At 64.5% G+C, this 21582-nt stretch carries 14 protein-coding genes; 2 read left to right on the forward strand and 12 right to left on the reverse strand.

The annotated features are described in order from the left end of the window. Positions 1–143: 143 nt before the first annotated feature. The 12 genes from R2855_07280 to R2855_07335 form a co-directional block, all read right to left on the reverse strand. Positions 144–2516, reverse strand: a complete 2373-nt coding sequence (locus R2855_07280) for a LuxR C-terminal-related transcriptional regulator (GenBank protein MEZ4530820.1) — start codon at positions 2514–2516, stop codon at positions 144–146. A gap of 381 nt (positions 2517–2897) precedes the next feature. Further along, on the reverse strand, positions 2898–3992 hold the full coding sequence (locus tag R2855_07285) for a zinc-binding dehydrogenase (GenBank protein ID MEZ4530821.1): 1095 nt from the start codon (positions 3990–3992) through the stop codon (positions 2898–2900). Between the two features lie 195 nt (positions 3993–4187). Beyond that, positions 4188–5252 carry a M20/M25/M40 family metallo-hydrolase gene (locus tag R2855_07290; GenBank protein MEZ4530822.1) on the reverse strand — a complete coding sequence of 355 codons (1065 nt, stop codon included), beginning with the start codon at positions 5250–5252 and terminating at the stop codon, positions 4188–4190. Between the two features lie 4 nt (positions 5253–5256). After that, on the reverse strand, positions 5257–5559 hold the full coding sequence (locus R2855_07295) for a type II toxin-antitoxin system RelE/ParE family toxin (protein MEZ4530823.1): 303 nt from the start codon (positions 5557–5559) through the stop codon (positions 5257–5259). Positions 5560–5575: 16 nt separating this feature from the next. Then, on the reverse strand, positions 5576–5842 hold the full coding sequence (locus R2855_07300; protein ID MEZ4530824.1) for an AbrB/MazE/SpoVT family DNA-binding domain-containing protein: 267 nt from the start codon (positions 5840–5842) through the stop codon (positions 5576–5578). A gap of 160 nt (positions 5843–6002) precedes the next feature. Next, positions 6003–7043 carry a M24 family metallopeptidase gene (locus R2855_07305; protein MEZ4530825.1) on the reverse strand — a complete coding sequence of 347 codons (1041 nt, stop codon included), beginning with the start codon at positions 7041–7043 and terminating at the stop codon, positions 6003–6005. A gap of 9 nt (positions 7044–7052) precedes the next feature. Further along, entirely contained in the window at positions 7053–9434 is a 2382-nt protein-coding gene (locus tag R2855_07310; GenBank protein ID MEZ4530826.1) for a penicillin acylase family protein, read from the reverse strand. Next, complete coding sequence (locus R2855_07315; protein MEZ4530827.1) at positions 9425–10195, reverse strand: class I SAM-dependent methyltransferase; 771 nt, start codon at positions 10193–10195, stop codon at positions 9425–9427. The genes R2855_07310 and R2855_07315 overlap by 10 nt, the downstream gene beginning before the upstream one ends. Positions 10196–10333: 138 nt before the next feature. After that, the gene (locus tag R2855_07320; GenBank protein ID MEZ4530828.1) at positions 10334–10837 is read right to left on the reverse strand and encodes a DUF1269 domain-containing protein; all 504 of its coding nucleotides are present in this window, start codon (positions 10835–10837) and stop codon (positions 10334–10336) included. A 247-nt stretch (positions 10838–11084) separates the two neighbouring features. After that, positions 11085–17870, reverse strand: a complete 6786-nt coding sequence (locus tag R2855_07325) for a hypothetical protein (protein ID MEZ4530829.1) — start codon at positions 17868–17870, stop codon at positions 11085–11087. 704 nt (positions 17871–18574) lie between these two features. Beyond that, on the reverse strand, positions 18575–18940 hold the full coding sequence (locus R2855_07330) for a phage holin family protein (protein MEZ4530830.1): 366 nt from the start codon (positions 18938–18940) through the stop codon (positions 18575–18577). Between the two features lie 184 nt (positions 18941–19124). After that, positions 19125–19820: a Crp/Fnr family transcriptional regulator gene (locus R2855_07335; protein ID MEZ4530831.1), complete on the reverse strand. Its 696-nt coding sequence runs from the start codon at positions 19818–19820 to the stop codon at positions 19125–19127. A gap of 857 nt (positions 19821–20677) precedes the next feature. Here R2855_07335 and infA point away from each other — a divergent pair. Both infA and R2855_07345 read left to right on the forward strand, forming a co-directional pair. Next, complete coding sequence (infA, locus tag R2855_07340; GenBank protein MEZ4530832.1) at positions 20678–20878, forward strand: translation initiation factor IF-1; 201 nt, start codon at positions 20678–20680, stop codon at positions 20876–20878. Between the two features lie 150 nt (positions 20879–21028). Beyond that, positions 21029–21421 carry a zinc-ribbon domain containing protein gene (locus R2855_07345; GenBank protein ID MEZ4530833.1) on the forward strand — a complete coding sequence of 131 codons (393 nt, stop codon included), beginning with the start codon at positions 21029–21031 and terminating at the stop codon, positions 21419–21421. Positions 21422–21582 lie beyond the last annotated feature (161 nt).

The raw sequence follows: 21582 nt of genomic DNA on the forward strand, positions 1-21582 counted from the left end.
CCGTTGCCCCGAGCGGTCCCGGCAGCAATTCCCGTGGGGCCGCACATCCATCGTGCGACTCAGGGAATAGTCTGTCCGCCCCAGAATTGCGGATTCTCCGAACGAGTCAATATTGGCGAGTCCCCAATTTTTGGGAGGAACCTTCAGAGAGACTGGCCGTACCCATGGTGAATCGCCCACGCTGCAGCAGCGGTGCGCGAGCTGACTCCGAGCTTGGACAGGATGCTGCGGACGTGGCTGATAACGGTGCTTTCGCCAATGAAGAGCGCGCTCGCGATCTCCCGGTTTGTCTTGCCAGAAGCCAGCAGCCGAATGACATCGATCTCCCGGGCTGTCAGGCCTTCTGGATCAGGAGTCGGCACAGGGGCAGGAAACTCGCCGACTGCGGCAAGGAATGATCCGCAGCGGTCTATCAGATCCGCTACGCCCAGACCAGATCCCAGCTGCCAGGCCCTGGCAAACTGCTCGTCACTGGAGCTCGCACGCAGGTGATCCAGGGTGCGCGCAGCCTGATCGAGATCTCGCGGAGCCGCAGCTAGCCGCGCAGACTGTCCCAGGGTGTCGAGCGCCGAAAGCAGGGTAACGGCCGCGTCCCGTTGGTCGCAGACCCGCAGGAATTCGGCGATGCTGGCGACGGCGGCGACCAGCAGTTCCTTGCTGCGCGTCTCCTCCCAGAGCCCCAACATCTCACGATAGTGCTCCACCGCCCGAAAGGAGTTTCCACGCTCGAGCTCGAATTTGGCGAAGTCGAGGAGGGCAACTGACGCGCCGAAGAAGAATTGATCCTTCCGGAACCACGCAAGCGATTCCCGCATCAGGTCGCACGCGCCATCCAGATCGCCTGCCCATCGTCGCAAGTGCGCGCGGCCGTAGTGAACCCAGGCAATCCCGGTTGCGTTGTTCGACCTTCGGCTGAAAAACTCTGCCTCTGCCAGCACCGAGAGCTTCTGGTCGACATCGTCTGGCGCTATGAGCGCTGCCGAGAGGTTCAGCGCCCTCCCGAGCGCACGGTCATCACGAATGGCCCTTCGGATCTGCACGGCCTCGGACGCCCACGCTGGATCCGGCTCCTCTCCAAGATCTCGTGTCAGGATCGTGAGCTTCACCAACGCTGTGGCACGCGCCGCCGGCACAGAGTCCCCTCCAAGGAACAAACCCTTTTCGAGCCAGATTCTCCCCTCTTGCCAGTGGCTGCGGTAGTGCCACACCCCGCCCAGCGCGGCCGCAAGCCGCATGAGCGATGCGCCATCGCCGGCCTTCTCCAGAGAGTGGAGCGCGGCTCTGCAATTCGAGATATCGTTCTCGAGCCGGTCGAGGGCAAGCCGGTGCCTTGGTCCTCCCCAGATTGCCTCATCCTCCAGTTCCGCAAGATCGACGAAATAGCGCGCATGGCGTTGCCGCATGATCTCCGCCTCGCCGCTGGCCTCCAGGCGTGTGGCAGCGAACGCGCGAATCGATTCCAGCATGGTGTAGCGAGAGAATCCTCCAACTTCATGAGTCGTCAGGAAGCTCTTGTGGACAAGCGATCCCAGGCAATCGAGAATGTCGCCGCCATCTGCTGCCACGGCCTCAGCCGCCTCGAGATCGAATCCACCGGCGAAAACAGAGAGGCGCTGCAAGAGCGTCTGCTCGTTGCAGGACAGGAGATCGAAGCTCCAGGCAATTGCGCGATCGAGCGACCGCCTGCGCTCCTGTTGGTCATCAGGACCGTCCACGAGCACAGGGAGTCCGCGGCGCAGTCGTTCGAGAAGATCGCCTGGTCCCAGATGTGACATGTGCGCCGCGGCAAGCTCGATTGCCAGCGGCAGCCCCTCCAGCTGCGCGCAGATCGCGGCCACCGCCGGGGCGTTCCCCGGAGACAAGGCGAAATCGACACGCGCGGCTCGTGCGCGAGCCACAAACAGTTCCACCGAGGGATTTGCCTGCAACCCCTCGAATGAAGTTCCTGTTGCCACCTCGGGAACCGGCAAAGGTTGGACAACGATCTCGTGCTCGCCCGTGATGTGCAGTTGGAATCTGCTCGTAACCAGGATCGTGAGCCAGCGGCATTGCGTCAGCCACTGGGTCAAGCGCGGAGCAGCTTCCAACAAGTGCTCGAAGTTGTCGAGTATGAGCAGGAACGTTCGATCGGCGAGAAACCGTTCCACTGCGATGGCAGGATCTCTGGCATCCCGACCATATACGCCAAGCGCCTCCGCGACGACGATCGGCACTCGGTCGGGGTCGCGCACATCGGCAAGCGGCACGAAAACGGCACCGTCGACGAATTCCGCCTGCCACTCCTCTGCCACACGGAGGGCCAGACGTGTCTTCCCCACCCCGCCTGGTCCGGTTAGGGTCACCAACCGTATGTCAGTGCGGTTCAGAAGCGAACCGATCGCCACCGCGTCTCCCTCGCGCCCGACAAATGATGTGAGCGGAAGCGGGAGCGATGTGAGCGGCTTGGCAATGTCAGTGTCGCGCCAGAGCGGTGTTGGAGCTCGAACGCGCCTGGCGACTGGATGACGTTGCGACATCCGGAATTCCAATCACGTAGTGGTCGATAGACTCCAGCATGAAGTCGTCCGGGAACTATGTCAAGTGGGTGGCTCCGTCAGTTTCCGCGTTCTGACCTGGACCGGCAAACTGTTGGGGACGCTCGATCGAGACCGTACGGGCGCTCCCATTCCTCGCTGGGGCGGAATCCTCGATCGTGCCAGGGAATACGGAATCCGCGTGATTGCAGAGGGGTCTAGCCCAGCGTTCCAACGGTGGGACCGCGCGGAGTGGCGGTGGGCCGTCCCGGAGTGTCCAGTCGGTTTCCGGAGAGTGAGATGGCCGCTCTCCGTTGCGAGTTGTCAATAGATAGAAAAAGCGCCCCGCACCGGTTGCCCGGGCGAGGCGCTCCACTGTGGCAGCTAGAGTCTGATCACGCTGCGCAGGGTTTCACCACGCTCCATGGCATGGAAGGCTTCTTCCGTCTCGTCCAGGGTAATGACGCGAGTGACGACGCGATCGAGATCGAGCTGCCCCTGGGCGTACCACTGTGAGAGCAGCGGGAAGTCACGGGTGGGGAGGCAGTCGCCATACCAGGAAATGCGCAACGATCCGCCAAGATCGAAGAATTTGGCGATCGGCAGGTCATAGGACGCTTGCTGGTCGGCCACACCGATGATCACGCACGTGCCGGCCAGATCGCGCGCCCAGATGGCAGTTTCGATGGTTTGCGGCTTACCGACCGCTTCGAAGGAAGCGTTGACACCGTTGCCACCGGTGATCTCCTTGATAGCGGCCACCGGGTCGCCGTCGAGCGGATTCACGGTGTGCGTCGCGCCGAACTCCGTGGCCCAATCGAGTTTCTTGGGATCGATATCGACCGCGATGATGGTCGTGGCGCCGGCAAGTTTGGCGCCCATGATGACCGACTGGCCCACTCCGCCGCAGCCGATCACTGCAACCGATTGTCCCGGCTCGACTTTGGCTGAATAGAGCGCCGCGCCCACACCGGTCATGACGCCGCAACCGATGAGACTCATCTGCTCGGGCGGCAGCCCGTCTTCGATCGGCACGCACTGGCGGGAGTGGACGAGGGTATGCGTGCAGAACGTGCCAATGCCGAGAATTGGCGTGAGCTCCTCGCCATCGAGCGTGGTCATTTTCTGGGTCGCGTTCAGGCTGGCGGAGCAGAGGTGCGGCTTGCCAACCTGACAGAAGCGACAGAGCCCGCATGGGGCGCGCCAGGCGAGGATGACGTAGTCGCCTTCCTTCACACTGGTGACACCTTCGCCAACCTCTTCGACGATGCCGCTCCCTTCGTGCCCCAACAGGAACGGGAAGTAGTCGGTGCCAAAGACGCCGTTCTTGGCCGAGAGATCGGTGTGGCAAACGCCACTGGCGAGGATGCGCACCAGCGCTTCGCCGGGACCGGGATGCGGAACGAGGAACTCTTCGACTTCGCCCGGCGCCCCGGGGGTGCGGGCGATAACGCCTTTCGCGCGAATTGGATCAGCCATGATGCCCTTTCTCTTCGATTGCGTCATTGCAACTGCGGCGACCGAAACGAATCGCCGTACGATGACGGCCATCCTGACCGAGTCAACGGCAAGATGTCAAGCGGACCGACCCGCAGAAAGCCAAACGCGCAGACTCCACGTCGAGCGAACCGACGCACGCCACTTCGGCGCGAGATCGACATCGACGTTTCCCGGCTACGACGGCCCGAGTGGCAACGGAATCGGGTCGCTGGTGACAAAGGCCCGCAGGAGGTCGAACGCACCGGTGAGGTCGCGCTCGTCCAGCATTTCGAAGGCCGAATGGGTGTAGCGCGTGGAGACGGCGAGGAGCGCGGACGGAATGCCAGTGCGGATGAGCGAGGCTCCGTCGGAACCGAACCCGGGGTAGATCGAGCGCTGGATCGAAATTCCGTTCGCATCGGCCACATCGATGAGCTGATCGATGATACGTCGATCGTAGTGGGCCCACGAGTCTTTGTAGACAAGAGTGGGTCCCTTCCCGAGTTGCACGGGCATCTCTCTCAGGCTGGTGCCGGGGTAGTCGGCAATAGGGCCATTGTCGATAGCAATGGCGAGATCGAACGGACCGGCCTGGCCCAGCGATAGGGCGCCGATGAGTCCGATTTCCTCCTGGATAGTGGCCGCCACCGTGATGTCATAGCGAAAATCTACATGCGCCACATCAGAGAGCAAATGCGTCATCAACGCGAGCGAGACACGATCGTCGATCGCCTTTCCATAGAGACGCTTGCCGAGCCAGCGGGTGGGTGAGTTCCAAATGACACCTGCGCCGACGTGGACACCGAGCGCCTCAGCTTCTTCTCGAGAGTCGACACCAATGTCGACAAAGATGTCGTCTTCGGATGGTGTCTTGCTTCGGTCGGACTTGGTGGAGAGAATGTGCCCGGTTGGCGCGCCGAACACTCCGTCGATGCGGGCATTGCGCGCCACGATCAGGGCAGGTTTGCCGACCGGATAACGCTCGGCGAAATTGCGGCTACCGGCCTGACCGTCGGTGAGCCAGATGAATCCACGCTCGTCGATCGACTTGACGACAAAACCGATCTCATCCGCGTGGCCCTGGATGAGCAATCTTGGGCCATCTCCCCGGATGCGGCCCAGAACATTCCCGATCGGCTGAACGGAAACATCCGCCCCGGCCGCAGCCCACTTCTCCCGGCACCAGGCAAGCACCGGCTCTTCCTGCCCGGTGGGAGCGGCTATTTCCATGAGCTCGATGAGCGTTTCTGTGAGTGTCATTCTGTCATGAATCCAGGTCGAGATAGTCAAGGTCGAGCAACTTTAGCCGACGCTCTCCTCTTGCGTAGATGTTCTCGTGAGGCCCAATCAGGAACACGATGCTCTTGCCGGTCAGCTCACGAAAGATGTAGAGCGCCCGGTGTTGACCGCTTCCTCGCAAAGAGAACGCGAGCGAACGCACGCCCGCAAGCGAGCCTGTCAAGGCGTGCCCAGCCAATGGGTCGACCTTGAGGACATCCAGCCGTGACTTCACAATGCTCGCATCGCCTCGATACGCCTTGAGATCCTTCAGAGCGGCTTTCGTCAACCCAACTCGATACGACTCAGGCGACATCGGCATCGGCTTCGACTTCGTCCAGAACCGAAAGCGCGTCGTCCAGGTCGATAGTTTCACCAGCACTGTCTTCAGAAAGTGCGGCGACCGCTAGCATGTCAAGCGGATTGTCCGGCTTTGCCATATAGATGACACGTCGTGCTCCATCTGTATCGATGAAGAGGATGTCACCCGGTTCGAGTCCGAGTTCGGACCGCGTTTCCTTGGGCAGCACAATGCGCCCCTTCGAATCAACCCTTGTTGCTTGTAGAGACATTCGAATGACTCCCCTTGCTGGCTTGATGACGCCAGAACTGGTGGGAATATCCCACTCTTGACTCTACTTCATCGGCATCACAAACGCAACGGAATGTCGCTCAGGAGTTCTGCGCCGGACTCGGTAACGAGGAACTGGTTCTCGAGGCGGATTCCGGCGTTCAGCTCGGGGAATAGCCGCTCGGTTCGACGCAAAGCACCATGCCGGCTTCGATACGCCCGCCCCGCTCGCGATTGATGTCCGGTTGCTCGTGAGCCCGGGTGCCAATGGAGTGGCCGCCATGTCCGCGAAGGCCGTTCTTTCGCAAGTGCGGATGCTCGCGTAGGCGCGCATCCAGCCACGACCAGATCTCGGTTCCGTCGACGCCAGGGCGGATTTCGTCCTGCACGCCGCGCAGCACCTCAGCGATCCAGTCATGTATCTCAGTCTGCAGCGGGGTCGGTTCGGAGACGGCAAAGACACGGCTGAGATCTGACCAATAACCGCGGTAGCAGCTCCAGGCATCGATGATATGCAGCTCGCCGGCCTCGATACGCCGATCTCGCGCAAAACCGCCAGGAAGACCGGAACAGTAGTCGCCATTGTGGAAAACGATCTCGCCCGCCGCGAGCACCGCTGCGCGGTGACCAGCTTCGCGCACCTCGAGTTCGTTCACACCGGGACGGATGATCTCACGCGCGGCTGCGTAGGCGGCCGCGGAACACCGGATGGCGCCGCGCATCAAGTCAAGCTCGTCCGGGTCCTTGATTGCCTGGATCGCCTGCAGCTGGGAGTCGATGGCAACCCACTCGCCCGGACGTTGCACGCGCGCGATCGTGTCCTGCAGCAACCAGGGGAGCGACTCTGCCTGAAAGCCGACCCGTTTCGGAAACGATCCACCAGCGACGACTGCGGCCACGACGGCATTCAGGCGCGCCAGAGGATCGGGGTTCATGGTGGCGGAGAGCGCGGGTTCGTATGCGAAGCGCTGTGTCGACAGCGCGTCGCCTTCCATGGTGTGGCTGACGAGCCACGAGCTGCCATCGGCCGCCAGCGCGAAAAGCGCCGGGAAGCTCCCGGCAGCATCTGGCAGATTCAACAACTGACCGGTGGCGTAGAGAATGTCCCGCTGGTCGGATAGGTAGAGCAGATCGAGTCGCTCACGCTCCATGAGCGCGCGAAGGCGATCTTGCCGGCTCTTGGTCCAGGTTGGGTCGAGCATCGGAGTCTCCTAGTTCGGGGTCAAGACGGTGCGCAATGTCGCGGTCGATTCGATAGCGGACCAATCACGTTCCAGGTCGACGTAGCGCCCGGCAACATGATCGGCGGCTTGATCGGCGTAGTGCGGACTGCCGGGATGACCGGATTGGCCGGGCCAGGTGATCGAACGGAACGCTCCGTCCTTTCCCATATCCACGACCATGCGATAGGACGCGCCCATTCTGGTGTCGAACGTGCCTGGTGGTGTGTAGAAGGCATTCGCCAACGTGCCCGCGCCGCCGGGACAGGCTTCGACCGAGATGTCGAGAAACTCGTGCTGGAGCGGGGTGCTGGCAGCGGGATGCACCGCGCCGAGCCGATGGATCGTTCCCCAGGCCCAGGCGGCGGGATCGGGGCCCCGTTGCTCGGTGAGCCAGTCCACGGCCTCGGCGAACGCCTTCCGGACCGCAACGAGGCGCGCGTCCTCATCGGTGAACCAATCGGCCACGTTGCGGTGCAGCAAGTCGCTGCTCAATCCCCAACCGGCATCACGCACAAGCGGAATCAGTTGCTCGGGAAATCGATACGCAATGACCGTTTGGTGCCACCGCCAAAAAAAGACATAGAAGATCGAGGCCGCAACGCTCTCGGTGGTAAGCCGGAAGTCCCAACCATGGAAGCGCGCGAGGATCGCGCGGGTTGTGGCGTCTTCCACATCGACCATGGCATCGAGCAGTCCCGAAAGCCCGCGTTGCGCGCGGCCGGAATAGACATCGTTCTGGAATTGCTCGAAGCCGTGCACCGTATGCTGATTGGTCGACTGGATCAAATCCTCGGCGCGTCCGGCGCGGTCCTCCGGCGCCCACGTGCCAAACAGCGGATAGGGGAAATCGGGGGGCGCGGTGGGATTGTTTGCGGTGACGACCCAGCCGCGTTCCGGGCGCACGAGCGATGGTAACCCGTCGAAGGGAATGAACCCGGTCCATTCATCAGCTGGTTCATGCAATGAGCGATATCCGCGCATCTCGCGGCCCCGCAGCGGCAGGAACCCGCTGGTTTGATAGGCCACGTCGCCATTCGTATCGGCGAAAACGAGATTGAAGGTCGGGCAGCCCCAGGTGCGCAACGCGTCGCGGGCTTCATCGACCGTGCGAGCAGTTGCGAAATCGAGCATCGACTTCGTTTCGTCGGACGGTCGGAATCCAACCCAGTCGAGCGCGAGCGACGTTGGTGCTGGGTAACGGTCGGGATGCAGTGCGTGCGGCAGGGCGGCTTCCGGAAGGAAATGATCGACGATGGGGCGATCCCCAACCGAACGATCGACATGCCGATATGGGGCCTGTCCCTTGATGGCAATGTCGACCGGGGGCACGATGGAAACGTCGTCGCTGGATTCGACCACATAGAGATCGCGCAGCAGGCAGATATTGTTGGTGATGCCCCAGGAGACGCCGCCCGAGCCGCGCCCGTAGAGCAAACCCGGTTGCCCTGGATAGGTTGTGCCAAAGCACTCGAACTCGGGCGAACTGAGATGAACTTCGTACCAGTCGGCGGGCACGGTGTAGTAGACGTGCGGATCGGAGGCGAGCAGCGCGTTGCCGCTGGACGAGAGGGCAGATGAGACGGCCCAGTTGTTGCTGCCTTCGCCCAGGGTCTGGCCCCAGAACGATTCGGTCATCGGATCCCGGGGAAGGTCCGGCCAGCGCGGTGTGGGCACGTAGCTTCCTGTCGGGACGATGTAGCGCAACGGACCATCGGGCGCGAAAAAGGCGCGGTAGCGATCGCCATCACCAATACCGGCGCGAACCGCCTCCGGCGTCGAGAGCACATTGAGTCGACCGGTGAGGTACCAATGCCAGCGGCGGAAAATCGCAAGCGAATCGACCGCGGACCAGGGTTCCGGACGGTAGTCCAAGAGATCGAACTCGATCGGCAACTGGTTCGGTGAGGCGAGCGCTTCCGCCATGAACGCATTCACACCGCGGGCAAAGGCATCGAGCGCAGCGCGGCTCTCGACGGACGACGTTTCGTAGATATCCCGTGCGATCTTCGGAATGCGCAGGGTATGGGCGATACGGTCCTCGGCAAGCTTCGACTCGCCGAAGAGCTCGCACAGGCGCCCGATCGCCTGGCGGCGCAGATAGTCGAGTTGCCAGAGGCGGTCCTGCGCTTGCACGTATCCGTGGGCGAGCATGACGTCGTGGACGTTGGACGCGCGGATATGCGGAACGCCGCGGGAATCACGCCAGATCTGCACAGGGGCATGCACACCGGTCGAGAGATGCGGCGATCCCGGGTCGGCGCGTTCTTCCAACAGCGCGCGAATGAGCGAGCGATCGGTGGCGGAAATGTCCCCTTCAGCAGTGCGGAGCATTTCGAGCGCGTCGGCTCGCGTTCGATCGGTTAGCGGCACGGTTCGGTTCCCCCTGGATCAGTTGGTTTGCGTCCCATGAAGAGGCAGAGCTCGTAGACCTTGAACAGGCAATCGACATCGGCATAGCCAAGCTGCCGTAGCCAGCTCAACTGGGTTTCGAGCGGGGCCAGGATGTTGGCATCCTTGTCGGGTCGATAGACGTAGTCGTGCGCCACCTGCTCGCGCGTGCGGCCGCCACCGATCTGCTGGTCGTATGCGTACATGCGGTCGATGAGCAGCTCGTTGAATTGATGCTCTATCCAGGGAGACGCCGAGGAGACATGCTCGATGTGAATGAACGGCGCGCCAGGGGCAAGCAGATCGTAGATCTCGGCATAGATCCGCCGCTTGCTCCCGTCCGGCTGATGATGAATGGCGAATCCTGAAACAACAGCATCGAACGGCGCCCGATCGCGCACGTCATCCACCCAACTCGGGAGAGAAAAGTCGACCATCCGCAACATATGGGGCGGTGATGCAAAGCGGGCCCGAGCCGCATCGAGCATAGGCTGGGAAAAGTCGGCCAGGAGGAGTTCGACGTCGGGAAACCGATCGAGAATGGCCCCGGCGAGAACGCCCGAACCGCTGCCCAAGTCGAGTACTCGCTCGATGGGCCGGCCAGTGGATGAAAGCACGCGGAGCATGACATCGAGTTGATCGGCAGCGTTTGGCAGCGCTGCACGGACGCCAGTGAGGAAGGTGGTGACGAGCTCCTGGTCCTTCCAGACATTGCCGGTGATCGGACCTGGCTGGGTCGGCATGATGCAAACTCCCGTTGCGGTTCCACAAAGCCGTTGCGGGAGTCTAGCAAGCCGGGCAGAATCTATCTCCCAGAACGCGCAAGAAAGCGAGGCGCCGCCGTTTGGCGACGCCTCGGGTTTCTGACACGCCAGAATGGGCTATTGAGCGGAGAGCTTGTCGATCTCCTTCTGGAGCTGCTCGAGCTGCTTGTCCGAGAGATCGTACGACATCAGTTTGCCGCCAAAATGACCGAGGTCATTGACGACGCGGTCGGGCGCGTCGGTCTGGATCAGCAGCAAGATGGCCCCGCCGCCTGGTTGAAGCTCATTGATGACCGATTGCTGGAACTGCTTGAAGTCCTCTTCCGCGCCGCTCTTGCCATGCCGGCCAAGCAGGCCGCCAACGGCGGCGCCGAGCGCCAACCCGGCAACCGGGATGAGGAAGATGGCGCCGGTGAGCACTCCGACGACCGCGCCGATCCCGGCGCCCTTGAGCACCGGGTGCTTCTCATCGCCAACCTTGATCTCGCCGGAGTCATCCTTGCTCACGAGCGCCTGTTCCATGATCCGCATGTATCCAGCGTTCTCGAGCGCTTTGGCCTGATCGAAGGCGCTGGTGGCCTGATCCTTGGTTGGGTACACAATCGCGAAGAGCGTTGCCATGACACTTCTCCCATCTACATCACGGTAGCGACGACATCGAGATTCCTGAGAATCAGTGTACCCGGCCAACGATTGGAACGCAGCCCTCGAAAGTGGGATTTCGCCAGGTCGGCGGGAGAAATCGAATCCGCATCGATCGTCTGGCGCCGTCCGCAAACGTGAAACGAGGGTTCCGGTCATTCCGGAACCCTCGTTTGCGTTGCTGTCTTCGTCCGGCCCCACTGGTGCGGGGCCGGTTCGTTGCAGACTATGCGACCCGCTTGCGAAGCCCGGCGCCGGCGATGCCCAGCATCGCCACCACGCCGAGGAGCATCAGCTCGCTCGATCCTCCCGCGCTGTCGCCAGCGCCAGTGGTCGGCAGGGCCTTGATGGTCTTCTGGACCGTGGCCGCGCTCGAGCCGCCGCCGGCAAAGCTCTTGCCGCCCCAGCCCTTGTCGTGCCACCAGCCGCCGCCACCACCGTGGCCGCCGCCATTCCATCCACCGTCGCCGCCGCCATGATGGCCGCCATCGCCGTGGTGTCCACCACCGCCGTGACCGGTCAGGCAGATGCCGGTGCAGACGCCCTCGACCTCACCCTTGCAGATGCCGGTGCAGTCGCCTTCGATCGGGCCCTTGCACAGGCCGGCGCAATCGCCCTCGACCTGGCCCTTGCCACAGAGGAAGTCGACGTCGTCGGCGCAGAGGCCGATGATGATCGGATCGACGTCGGAGCCATCGCTCGAGGTCGAGAAGACCTGGGCGTTGCCACCGTCTCCGCCGTAGGCGTCGCCACTGATGGCCGCGCCACCGTTGCCGCCGCTGCCGGCGTCGCCGCCGCTACCCGCGGTGCCATCGCCGCCAGCCGCCGGGCCGCCAGAGCCGCCCGTGCCGTCGCCGGCTGTTGCCGTGGCGCCGGTCGCGGCGCCGCCGTCGCCGGCGGTGTTGCCACCGCCAGTGACATCCTGGCCGTCCGCCGACTCCTCGGCTGTGGCCGAACCGCCCTCGGCATCGCCGCCCTCGCCATTTCCGCCGTTCGAGTCGCCAGCGTCAGCGACGTTGCCTTCGCCATTGCCGCCGGTGTTGCCGGTGTTGGACGTGGTCGTCGAAACGCTGCCGCTCACGGTATCGCCAAGCGAGTTATCACCCGTGGTGTTGCCGCCGTTATCGACGCTGCCGCAATTCGCGTTGCCGCCATTACCGCCGTTACCGCCGATGGCATTGCTGTCACCGGAGATGTCGCCGAACATACCGGCATCCGCGCCGCCTTCACCACCGGCTCCGCCATCGCCGCCGCCAAGGGCGCCGCCGAGGAAGTACTCCAGGGTGCCGCAGCCAATGGTGAGGTTCCACGATGTCGCCGTCTCAGTGACCAAGGCCGAATTGTCGGCATCGGTTCCCGCGGTCTGTCCCGGAAGGAAGACCGTGCCAATCGCGTTGCCGCCAGTGCCCTCACCGCCATCGGCGTTTCCGCCAAGAGCGGCGTTTCCGCCGGTAGCAGCTCCGCCGGCGCCAGCAGCGCCCGTCGCTTCGCCACCGGTGGTCGTGCCACCAAGCGCGTCGCCCTCGGCATCGCCGCCGTCACCACCGTCGCCCCGGCCCGGAAGCGCTTCTGCGCCAATTCCGGTACCGCCATCAGATGTGCCGGTTCCACCGGTGCCGTCGTTGCCGTTGCCACCGGTGCCGCCATTACCGCCGGTTCCGCCAACTGCCCAACCGCTTTCGCCAATGGCGCCATCGGTTGCATCAGCGTAGGCCTCGGAGATACCCGCGTTGCCAATCGACTCGGCGGAGGCGAAGGCGTTGCCGCCGTCGCCGCCTCCAGCGTCGCCAGTGCCTGCGAAGCCGCCGTCACCAGCATTTCCGCCATCGCCACCGTCGCCACCGTAGCCGCCGCCACCAGACGCCGCGCCGCCATTGCCACCGGTGCCAGATCCGCTGTTCGCGGTGCCACCGTTGCCCTGGCCGCCGTCACCGGCGACGTTGCCACCACCAGCCACATTGCCGCCAGCGGTGCTGCCTGACTGCGCGTCGCCGCCCGTGCCGTTGCCGCCGGTCGCGTTGCCGGCATTGGAGTTGCCAGCCGTTGCATCGCCGCCAGTGCCGTTGCCGCCAGTGTTCTCACCGAGGACAACCGTCTGGGAAGCCGAACCCGCCGTGGTTGCTCCCACCGTCGCGTCACCGCTGGTGTTGTTTCCACCATAGGTGTCTCCACAGTAGCCGTAACCGCCAGCTCCACCGTTACCGCCACTGGCATCGCTTCCGCCAGAGATCCAGAAGTTGCCGAGGCCTGGCGCGACGCCCTGAGAAGCATCGCCACCGGCTCCGCCGTTGCCGCCGAGGCCGAAGCAGCCAACCGTACCTTGAATGGAACTGACTGGATCGAGACCCAGCGGCTCGAGGATGATCGGACCGATCAGCGGAACAGCAGCTGCGTCAGTGGAACCGGTCAGAACGGTGCCAGCTGTGGCGTTGCCGCCAAGGACCGAAATTCCCTCTGCGGACGAGAGCGCTCCCGCCGCATGACCGCCGGTTGCGTCGCCGCCTTCGGCGTAGCCGCCAGCCGAGGAATTGCCGCCCGTGGCCACGCCGCCAGTTCCAGCGCCGCCGATAGCTGCGCCTCCGGTAGCAGTACCGCCATCGACATCGCCGCTGGCATCGCCGCCGTCGCCGCCCTGGCCCACGGCTCCAGCGCCATTTGCACCGGTGCCATTGCCGCCATTGCCCTGCGCATTGCCGCCATCACCAGCGCCACCGTTGCCACCGTTGCCGGCAGTTCCGGCTGCGCCGCCTTCGGCCCAACCGCTATAGCCATTGGCGCCATCGCCACCATTCGCGACTGCAACCGGATCGGTGCCTGCGCTGAGCGCGTAGGCCGCAGCATCGCCACCATCGCCACCGTCGGCATCGCCAGTCTCAGCGCTGCCGCCGTCGCCGCCATGGCCAGCATTGCCACCGTCGCCGCCGGACGCATCGCCCGCCGCCGCGCCGCCGCCGCTGCCACCGGTACCGTTGCCACCGTTGCCGTCGCCGCTGTTGCTTTCGCCGCCGTCACCGGCAACGTTTCCACCACCTGTGAGGGTTCCGCCTGTGGTGTTGCCGCTGGCCGCGCCGCCGCCTTCGCCGTAGCCACTGGTCGCGCTACCGCTGGTCGAGTTGCCGCCCGTGGCGTCGCCGCCCGTGCCGTTCCCGCCGGTGTTGCCAGTGTTCGTTACGTTCGAGATGGCATTGCCACCGTTGACATCGCCGAGGCTGGCATTGCCAGAGCTGTTGCTGCCGCCATCGGTGGTGCCGCAGCTCGCAGCGCCGCCGGCGCCACCATCACCGCCGTTGCCGACGGAGTAGTTACCAGCAACGCCTGCGCCGACGTCAGGAGACGCCGCGCCACCATCACCACCAGTGCCACCGACCGCGAAGCAGCCGAGTGTGCCGGTTACGACGCCGCCCTGGACCACTTCGGCTCCGCCGGTGGCATCGCCGCCAGTGACATCTGGGCCGGTGAGCCCGGTCACTCCACCAGTGCTGCCGCCGACTCCAGTGCCGCCCTGGCCGTAACCACCAGCACCAACTGTTCCAGCGGTAACAGCACCACCATGGCCAGAGCCACCATCTGCATCTCCACCAGTTACGGTGTTGTCAGCTGAGCCGACGTCGCCAAACGCGTCGCCAGCTTCGCCGCCGACCGCGTCGGCGCCAGTGCCAGTGCCGGCGAGACCGTTGCCGCCATTCGACTGACCATAGCCGCCCTCGGCTTCCCCGCCGTAGCCGCCGTTGCCGCCCTTGGAGCCATCAGCGCCTTCGGCCGGACCGCTGTAGCCATCGCCGCCGTCGCCACCGTACGCATCGGCATACGAGTCGTCGCCCCAATTGGAGACGGTCGCCTCGGCGACGGCATTGCCGCCGTCACCGCCGCTTGTGTCGCCACTGGCTGCGTCGCCGCCGTTGCCGGCATTACCGCCGTTGCCGCCGTTGCCGCCATCGGCGTCTCCGCCGGAGGCGTTGCCGCCGTTGCCGCCCGTTCCGACGCCACCGGTGCCCGATCCAGCATTTGCCGCACCGCCGTCACCGGCCGTGTTGCCCTCACTGATCGAGGAGACACCCGTGGTCGAACCGGCGATACCGTAGCCGCCAATACCATTGCCCGAGGTCGCGCTGCCGCCGGTGGAGTTGCCGCCGGTGCCATCGCCGCCCTCGCCGTTGCCGCCGGTATTGCCGCCGGTTGTGATCGTCTGCGACGCATAGCCCGCATTCACATTGCCGGCAGTTGCGCCGTAGTAGTCATCGATCTCGTCCCCGTCTTCGGCAGGGGCGATCTCTTCGACGCCGCCGTTGTCGCCACCGTATGTGTTGCCGCAATTTGCCGCACCGCCAGCGCCACCGTCGCCACCGATGCCAACTCCGTACCCATTACCAGCACCAGGGTCGCCTGCATTCGAGCTGCCGTCCGCGCCACTGGCTCCGCCACCACCAAATGTGGTGCAACCGATGGTCACCGACAGGGACGAGCCTCCGGAAACATAGCCGGCCGTCGCCGTGCCACCAGTGACCGCGCCACCAGTGATCGTCTCGACATAGGCGCCACCAGTGCCGGCGCCGCCGGCGCCATCGCCACCGGTGTTGCCCGCAGCACCCGTCGCGGGGGCGGACACGCCAGCGCCGCCGGTGCCGTTACCACCAAGTGTCTGGCCACCTTCAACGGTGCCTTCCGCCACGCCGCCATCTGCACCGTCGGCATCGCCGCCGGTACCTGTTGCGCCCGTGCCAGTGCCGCCATTGGCGTCAGCATCGCCGCCAATGCCCAGAGCACCATTGCCGCCATTGCCGCCAGTGCCACCATCACCAGGTGTCACCGCGCCGCTCTCGGCGTCGCCACCGTTGCCACCCCATGCGTTTGCATCAGGATCGGCCGCGTTCTCGACCAGCGAGCCAGCGTTGGCATTGCCACCGTCGCCACCAAAGGCGTCGCCGCTGGAGCCGTTGCCACCATCGCCGCCGTTGCCGCCGGAGCCAGCGCTACCGCCGGTGCCGTCGCCTGCCGCCGCGGTGCCGCCATTTCCACCGTTGCCATTGCCGCCGGCGCCATCACCAGCGACAGCATCGCCACCGTCACCGCTGGTATTGCCGCCGCCCTGAGTTGTACCGCCGTTCGTGGAGCCGGTGCCGCCAGCGCCACCTTCGGTGTCACCGGACCGTCCGTTGCCGCCGGTGGAGTCGCCACCGGTGCCATCGCCGCCGATGCCGTTCCCGCCGGTGTTGCCATAGCCTGTAATGGACTGTTCCGCGCTGCCACCGATCGTATCGCCGTGCGTCGCATCGCCGCCGATGTTTCCACCGCCGACGGTGCTACCGCATGCCGCAGCGCCACCAGCGCCGCCGGCGCCGCCATTCGCATTCGAATTGTTGTTGGCGTCACCGCCGTTGCCGCCGGCGCCACCGTCGCCACCGCCCGGATATCCGACAAAGGAACCCAGGACGTTGCAGCCAATGGTGAGCGCAAAGACGTCGCCGCCATAGGCCACGGACGGATCGTCCGGATCGAGGCCTTCGCGGTTCTCAGTGGCATCACCGCCAACAACCGGGCCGCCTGTCAGCGTCTGCGAGGCGTCGCCACCCCTGCCGTTTGCACCTGTGCCAACACCAGGCGTGCTGCCGGCGCCACCAGTGCCGGCGCCAGATGTCGCTGCGCCGCCGGTCGCGTCTCCGCCGATGGTGTCGCCACCGGTCGTGTCGCCGGTCACGTCCGCGCCTTCGCCGCCAGTCGCGCTGCCGCTCGTGCCGGTGGCGCCTGTGCCATCGCCACCATTCGCAACGCCATTGCCGCCAAGGCCGTCTGCCGCGAGGCCAGCCTGACCGCCGTCGCCGCCCTGACCGCCATAGCTGTCAGCCGAGGTGCCGTTGCCGCCGTCGCCGCCGACGCCAAGCGCCTGGATCGGATCCTGGCCATTGATGTTGACCGAAACTGCGCTGCCGCTGCCGGCATCGCCACCAGCCGCATCGCCCGACTCGGCGTCGCCGCCATCGCCGCCGCTGCCGCCCGCTCCGCCTTCGCCGCCGGTGCCATCACCGCCGGATGCGTTGCCGCCGTTGCCACCTGTGCCGGAGCCGCCGGTGGCCGTGCCAGCGGTTGCATTTCCGCCGTCGCCAGCCGTATTGCCGCCACCAATGGTGTTGCCGCCGTTGGTTCCGCCACCAACTGCATCGCCGCCAACTGCATTTCCACCCGCGCCAAGGCCACCAGTGGACGAACCGCTGGTGGAGCTGCCGCCAACACCATTGCCGCCGGTGTTGCCACCGCCGCTGATGTTCGACGTCGCGTTACCCGCGATGAAGCTGCCAATGGAAACCGAGCCACCGGTGTTGCCACCGCCGTTGACACTGCCATTTGCAACGAAACTGCCGCCAGCTCCGCCGGCGCCGCCATTCGCGTTCGAGTTGTTGTCGGCATCGCCGCCATTGCCGCCGGCTCCGCCAGTTCCGCCCGAGCCAGCGGAAGGAATCGTGATCGAAATGACATTGCCGCCACCAGCGAGCGGGCCAGAGACCGACGCGTCGCCACCAGTGACACTGCCGCCATTCACGGTGCTGCTGCCGGAACCACCAGTTCCGTTGCCACCAGTTGCATTTCCGCCGGCTGACGCGCTTCCGCCTGTGCCAGCTCCACCACTCGCCGCGCCACCATTGACGCTGCCGCCCGTGGTGTCGCCGCCGGTCGTGTCGCCGCCAGCGTCACCCCCGTTGCCACCAGTGGCGCTGCCCCCGGTCGCACCGGCGCCGGTGCCATCACCGCCGTTGGCCGTGGCATCGCCGCCGATACCAGCGCCGCCGTCGGAGCCATTGGCCCCATCGCCGCCGTTACCGCCGGTTGCCCCGCCAGAACTGCCGGTTCCTGCCGTTCCGCCATCGGCGTTGCCGGTGGAATCGGTCGTCATGACCTTGACCGAGCCAGAGCTGGACGTTCCAGCCGCCTGGACGCCGGTGGCATAGGTCAACAGGCTCAGGATCATGACAAATGCGCCGAGCGTCCTCACCACATTCGCCGATCTTGTTGTCGACATCCCAATCACTCCTCTAAATCCCTGGGGCGTTTCCCTGCGCCCCCTCCCGTTCCTTGTGCTGTGTTGCGTGCTGTGACGTTGCAGTCTGCCTGGAGAACTCATGTGATCGTATCCAATCGCTATGGTCCTCCCCGGCTGTTCGAGTCCGTCAAGTCGGGATCACCGCGACTCGAGCCACGAATCCGAATCAGTCGCTGCATACGGTCGTGCGAGCAGGGGACCGCGCACGCGCGCAGGAAAGCAGGCGCACTGATCCCAGAAACAGCGAAGCCCGGGCTGCGTCCTGACCTTACGCAGACCGGGTCTCGATACCCAACTCGTGAACTACCGTACGTCTCCAATTCCCCGCTCCCGTCAGGCCCCGACGCCGAAATGACGCCTATCCCTGACGCGGAAACTGGCCAAGTTTCCGCTCAGACGGTGCGTTACTCCCGTTCCCGCGAATCGATTTCTCGAACCGTCAGCCGAGCTTCCCGACCCAACTGAACGGACTTTTCACGGTTACATCCGCATGGTAGCGACTGCGCTTGGGGATTGCAATAGGGATCGCGCATCAAAACCGCCCAAAAACCCGTATACGTATGGACCCATATTTGGGTCCAACTCGCTCTTTTTGTGCAAATGCAGGCGGGCCGGCGCCATGCAGTGCGCATAACGCCGACCCGCCACGTTGTGCGCATGGCCGGTTCTCCGGCAACGTCACACTACTTGTCGTCCGGAAGCACCCAGTTCAACACAGTCGAGACGATCGAAATGATGATGGCCCCAAAGAGGACGGCCCAAACGCTGTCGAAGTTGAAGCGCACGTCGAAGATCGTGCGGCTGATCCAGGCGGCAAGGTAGAAGCAGACCGCATTGACCACCAGAATGAACAACCCGAGGGTCATCAAGATCAACGGCAGTGACAACAGCTTGAGCAGCGGCCGGATGAAGGCATTGATCACCCCCAGAATGATTGCTGTGAGAATCACCGCTTTGGCGGCGTTGTCTCCCACGTCGATTCCGGGCACCAGATAGGCTGCCGCCGCGACCGCGATGGCAGTGACGACAAACCGAATGAGCAGATTCACCGCGACTTTCCCCCTGCAACTTCGCGCCAGTCGACCGTCACATGCGGCCCTGGACGGGCGCCTGACGTGATCGCCATTGTAGGGCGCGGCCGTTTCCACCGCACCCGTCCGAAATTGTGCGGACAATCGCGAGCCGCTCCTATATAGAGGAAGGCGAGTGCAGGAATTCTGCCGTGAGCGCGAACTAGCTGGTGAACGCCTGCAGCCTGTCCATGTGAAGAATGGTGATGTGCTGGCCGTCAGCCGCAATGATGCGCTGCTCTTCGAAGCTGCGCAGCGCCCGGTTCAGGGTCGGTCTGGTGGTGCCGATTTCCGCCGCGAGCTCTCCCTGACTGCGGCCGAGATCGATCGAGATCCCGTCCTCCACCGGTGTCCCGGTGCGCTCGGCCCGGTCGATCAGCCATTTGGCCAGGCGCCCCGGCACATCGAGGGTCAATAGATCGACCTGGCGGGCGTTCCCACGGCGAATGAGGGAAGCCAGCGTGGCCAGCAAACCTGGCACGATCTGCGGCTGGTCTTGCAACAGGGTTATGAATGCCTTGCGCGGGATGAGGCGCACACGCACGGGGCCGACCGCGGTCAGGGTAGCGCTGCGCGGTGATCCGTCCAGCAAGGAAAGCTCACCCACCGATGATGGCGCCTCCACGATCGCCAGGACCGCTTCGTCCCCGCTCGCGGTCCATTGGGTGACCCGTAGCTGTCCCTCTTCCAGGATGTAGATCGATTCGCCCGGGTCTCCTTCGTTGCAGAGCACCTGGCCGCGGCGGTACTTGCGAGGAAGACTGTTGCGGGCCAGCTGCTCGAGCGCGGCCGCGGGCAAATCGGCAAAGATGGAGACTGTGCGAAGCGTATCGATCGAAATCTGCGTCGTCGAAGACATCATCGGATTCCCTCATCGATCGGATGCGTCGTTCCCGATGTGGCCATTCTATCGTCCTCACCTCGGCAAATGCGTGTTGGAGCGCACTGGTTTGGCGTCGGCTCCCGCATCGCGCCAGGGAGCGCGTACTGGCAGACTTCGGGAATGGAACATCCAGCCACGAGCGAGTTCGACTCGCCACCAACCGAATCAGCAGAGTCACCCAGTGATCCGCCGCCCGGTGGGCGGGAGGAACGCAGCGCGTATGGACGGCAGGTGGCGCAGGAATTGGCCCTCTTGCGGGCCGAGGACGCAAGCGCCGCGCCGTCCCAACCACTTGGGGCACGCGTGCGCCGGTGGTGCGCCCAGCAAGAACTCCCGATCCCCCACCAACGGTAGCGCCCCGTCCCTACCCACCACGCCTGGCGGGGACCGATTCGCCGGTTGCGGAAATGGGGCGAACAGTGTGCTATCCTAAGGACTGCGCGCGACTCTGAAAGGAATCAGGGTATTTTTCGAGCGATTGGTGCGTGCAACGGCGCAGAGCGTCGTAGCCATCGTCGAGGTCGCGCAAGCATTCGAGCTTGCGTTACGAAGTCGATGGCGAGTTTCTGAGCATTTTCCGTTTCCCCTCCTCGACCTGCGAATACACCAATTCTGGGTTTCCAACCGCGCTCCAGCCGGTCGGCATGTGGATCTGCATGCCAGCGTCCGAACGCAGCGCCGGATCGGCGGCTGTCATGCGCGAGCTGCCGTTGGGCCCGAATGTGGTAAGGAGCTGATCTATGGCAAAAAAACCTGTCTACCGCAAGCCGCCCCGGCCAGTAACGCCGGCGGCCCCGACCGAGACGCGCGGTCCGCGTCAAAACCCCGATGCGCTGGCCGTCGATGGCAAGGTGCTCGAGGCGCTTCCGAATGCGATGTTCACCGTCGAGCTCGATGGCGGCCAGCATGTGCTGGGTCATCTTGCTGGCAAGATGCGGAAGAACTACATCCGCGTGCTCCCAGGCGACCGGGTCACGGTGGAGCTTTCTCCCTATGACCTCACCCGCGGCCGGATCACGTTCCGCCACCGTTAGTTCGACGACATTCTGGGAGGACTCCGAACTGTAAAAAGGAAATGGCCGGCCTGAGTGGCTGTGATCGCGGTTTCGTCCTTTGTTTTTGCAACCAGTCCATTTCGTGCCGGGAGCTGAATTTCGGCACACGTTCAGGAGAAATTCCCATCCATGAGTGATCGAACGCTCACCTGCCGCGATTGCGGTCAGACCTTTGTCTTCACCGCGGGCGAGCAGGCGTTCTACGCCGAGCGCGGCTACTCTGAGCCGCTGCGCTGCCAGTCGTGCCGCCAGGCCCGCAAGCAGCAGCGATCGTCCGGTGGCGACAGCTACGGCAGCGGTGGCTACAGCAGCGGTGGCGGCTATGGCGGCGATAGCTACAGCAGCGGCCGCAGCGGCGGATACGGCGGCGACAGCTACAGCCGCGGCCCGCGCCAGATGTACCCCGCGGTCTGCAGCCAGTGTGGCAAGGAGACCGAAGTTCCGTTCCAGCCGACCGCTGGCAAGCCGGTTTACTGCCGCGAGTGCTTCCAGGATCGCCGCAGCAACAGCTACAGCTACTAAGTCAAACCCCGTTCCGGGAAGGGAAAAGAACCAGCTTCGGTTTTCGAGGCTGGTTTTTTCGTGCTTCGGCACGCAGCACGCGTCACGCGGCACGCGGCACGCGGCACGCGGCACGCGGCACGCGGCACGCGGCACGCGGCACGCAATGAGCCTATGCGAAC

This window comes from Thermomicrobiales bacterium (assembly GCA_041390825.1).
In the GTDB taxonomy this organism is placed as follows: Bacteria; Chloroflexota; Chloroflexia; order Thermomicrobiales; family UBA6265; genus JAMLHN01.

Bases quoted from the DNA above. Each gene is read 5' to 3' on its own strand.
- R2855_07280 (MEZ4530820.1), bottom strand. From the start codon at position 2,516: ATGTCGCAACGTCATCCAGTCGCCAGGCGCGTTCGAGCTCCAACACCG.
- R2855_07285 (MEZ4530821.1), bottom strand. From the start codon at position 3,992: ATGGCTGATCCAATTCGCGCGAAAGGCGTTATCGCCCGCACCCCCGGG.
- R2855_07290 (MEZ4530822.1), bottom strand. From the start codon at position 5,252: ATGACACTCACAGAAACGCTCATCGAGCTCATGGAAATAGCCGCTCCC.
- R2855_07300 (MEZ4530824.1), bottom strand. From the start codon at position 5,842: ATGTCTCTACAAGCAACAAGGGTTGATTCGAAGGGGCGCATTGTGCTG.
- R2855_07305 (MEZ4530825.1), bottom strand. From the start codon at position 7,043: ATGCTCGACCCAACCTGGACCAAGAGCCGGCAAGATCGCCTTCGCGCG.
- R2855_07315 (MEZ4530827.1), bottom strand. From the start codon at position 10,195: ATGCCGACCCAGCCAGGTCCGATCACCGGCAATGTCTGGAAGGACCAG.
- R2855_07320 (MEZ4530828.1), bottom strand. From the start codon at position 10,837: ATGGCAACGCTCTTCGCGATTGTGTACCCAACCAAGGATCAGGCCACC.
- R2855_07325 (MEZ4530829.1), bottom strand. From the start codon at position 17,870: ATGTCGACAACAAGATCGGCGAATGTGGTGAGGACGCTCGGCGCATTT.
- R2855_07335 (MEZ4530831.1), bottom strand. From the start codon at position 19,820: ATGTCTTCGACGACGCAGATTTCGATCGATACGCTTCGCACAGTCTCC.
- R2855_07345 (MEZ4530833.1), top strand. From the start codon at position 21,029: ATGAGTGATCGAACGCTCACCTGCCGCGATTGCGGTCAGACCTTTGTC.